This window comes from Corallococcus terminator (genome assembly GCF_003611635.1).
GTDB lineage: Bacteria > Myxococcota > Myxococcia > Myxococcales > Myxococcaceae > Corallococcus > Corallococcus terminator.
In genome coordinates this window covers 1-2578 of record NZ_RAVZ01000598.1, presented here as the reverse complement: position 1 = coordinate 2578, position 2578 = coordinate 1, and the positions used below count along the sequence as shown (strand labels likewise).

Below are 2578 nucleotides of genomic sequence, written 5' to 3'. Positions count from 1 at the left end.
CACACCCGGCCCCGCGACCACCGGCGCCCCACCCTGCCGAGCCACCATGCCCGGAGGCTGGGCCGCCACGACCGGAGGCGCAGCCACCGCCGGAGGACGCGCGGGCCCCAGGGTGGGAACCCCACCCGGACGAAAGCTCTCGCCCCCCGTCGGCGCACGCACGGGTTCACCCATCACGATCTGCGGAAGCTCTTCCTCCTCGGGGCTGTCGAAGGACAGCATGGGCGCGCTGGCCACGGCCGGCGCCGCGTCCTCCACCTCCGAGTCATCACTGAGGAACTGCCCCGGCGCGAGCCCCCCGAACATCGCGGGCAACTGCGGCTCCGGACGCACCGGCGCGGCAGCAGGAGCGGACGGAGCCGGCATCGGCGGCAGGGGCACCGTGGCCACGGAGACCGAGCGACGGATGGGCACGGGCGCGGGCGCCGGCAGGGCCCGGTGCGGACGGTCGATGCCGTAGTGGCGCGCCTGGTAGTGGAACAGCCGCAGCTCCGGCGTGACGTACGGCACGATGCGCATCCCGGTGATGAACCCGAGCGCGTCCGTCGTCTGGAGCTCCAGCGGGTTCGCCATCGCGACCTTCAGCCGCCGGCCCTCCACCGCGAGCGGGAACGCCTGATGCTTCTCCGACTGGTCCGCCGTCAGCAGCTTGAGCGTGGCTTCCGTGACGGCGTCGAAGTCCGCCTCCATCGCGACGGGGAAGTGGGTCAGCTCCCCTAGCACCATGCCCACCGTCTCGATGTCGAGGAACCCCAGCTCCACCAGCCGGGTGCCCAGGCGGCCCCCATGGACGAGCTGGATGCCCAACCCCTGGTCGAGCTGCGCCTGCGTCAGGAGGCCCTTTCGGACCAGCGTCATTCCAAGCTTGTCGGCCATGTGCCGACGGATTCTAGACGGCTTCGCGGCACGTGAAGAGGGTGCGCACGAATACGACTTCCACGCCTTCCCTGCCCGCCTGCCTGGCCCTTCCCGGGCACAGGCGGTCCGGCCCGGTCAGTACGCGTTCTTCGACAGGAAGCCGCCCAGCGCGGTGCGCAGGAGGATCTTCAGGTCCATCAGGAGCGACCAGTTCTCGATGTAGTACAGGTCGTACTCGATGCGCTTCTGGATGGACGTCTGGCCGCGCAGGCCGTTGATCTGCGCCCAGCCGGTGATGCCCGCCTTCACCTTGTGGCGCAGGTGGTAGCGCGGAATCTGGCGCTTGAACTCCTCGATGAAGACGGGGCGCTCCGGCCGGGGCCCCACGAGGCTCATGTCGCCGCGCAGGACATTGAAGAACTGGGGCAGCTCATCCAGCGAGTACTTGCGCAGGAACGTGCCCACCGGCGTGCGCCGGGCATCCACCGCGCTGGCCATGGTGGCGCCCTGCACCTCCGCGTCGATGCGCATGGTGCGGAACTTGAGGATGGGGAAGGTTCTCCCGTCCATGCCCATGCGCTCCTGGCGATAGAGGATGGGGCCGCGGCTCGTCATCCACACCACCAGCGCCGTCGCCGCCATCACGGGCGCGCTCACCAGGATGGCCAGCAGCGAGAACAGCACGTCGAACACGCGCTTGGCCACGCGGCTCCAGCCGTCCATGGGGTCGCCCTGGAGGCTGATGATGGGCAGGCCGCCGAACTCCTCCAGGCCGCCGTACAGGGTGATGTACTGGAACAGGTCCGGCACCACCTTGACGTCCACGGTGCGCAGCGCGAGCTGTTCCATCAGCGGCTTCACCTGCGCCTGGTCCTCCAGCGGCATGGCGATGATGACCTGATCCACCGGGTGCGCATCCAGGTAGGCCTCCACGTTGCGCACGTGGTCCACCACGCGCACGCCGCCCACCCACTGGCCGACCTTCTCCTCCTTCAGCGACAGCACGCCCTCCACGCGGAAGCCCAGCTCGCGGTGGCTCTCCACCGTCTCGATGGTGCGCAGGCCCAGCTCCCCCGCGCCGATGACGAGGATGGACTTGAGGTTGTAGCCGCGCCGGCGCACCTCGCTGAGCACATGCCGGAAGGCCAGCCGCGACAGCGCGATGAGCGTGAAGGCGTAGACGACGAAGATGGCGATGGTGAGTCGCGAGTAGCGCTCGCGGATGAAGTACGTCACCGCCACCAGGACGAGCGTCGCGGTGATGGTCGCCTTGAAGAGCTCGAACAGCTCCCCCATGTGCGTGCGCGAGCGGTTGGTCGCGTACAGCCGGGCCTGTTGGAACGTCACCGGGAAGATGATCAGCACCATCACCAGCGAGACGAACGTCTCGCCCGGCGGAGGGATGCCCTCGGTGATGGGCATGACGCCGCTGAAGCGGGTGAAGTACGCGAGCACGAACGCCACCGCGAGCATCCCCGCGTCGGCGGCGACCTTGATGGACGTGTAGAAGCGCTGCAGGCGACCAAACACCGCGGTGACTCCTGTCGGAAGGGACGGGGGGGACCGCCGCTTCCATTGCAAGACGCGCACCCTGGACTCCAGGCACCGTCACCTGCCCGACACCGCCCCCCGCGCGGCGTCCTAGCACGGGTTTTTCCGTAAAACCAAGGGGTTGCCCCGGAGGGCACCCAACACTCGGGGTGGGAGTGAGGGGCCGACC

2 protein-coding genes are annotated in these 2578 nt (G+C 69.0%); both read right to left on the bottom strand.

Annotation, left to right across the window (positions count from 1 at the left end; translation table 11 throughout):
* The coding region (locus D7V88_RS43415; RefSeq protein ID WP_504815042.1) for a GspE/PulE/PilB domain-containing protein at positions 1–876 on the bottom strand (876 nt) is incomplete at its 3' end.
* 117 nt (positions 877–993) lie between these two features.
* Positions 994–2388, bottom strand: a complete 1395-nt coding sequence (locus D7V88_RS40555; protein ID WP_120545833.1) for an undecaprenyl-phosphate glucose phosphotransferase — start codon at positions 2386–2388, stop codon at positions 994–996.
* Positions 2389–2578: the final 190 nt, after the last annotated feature.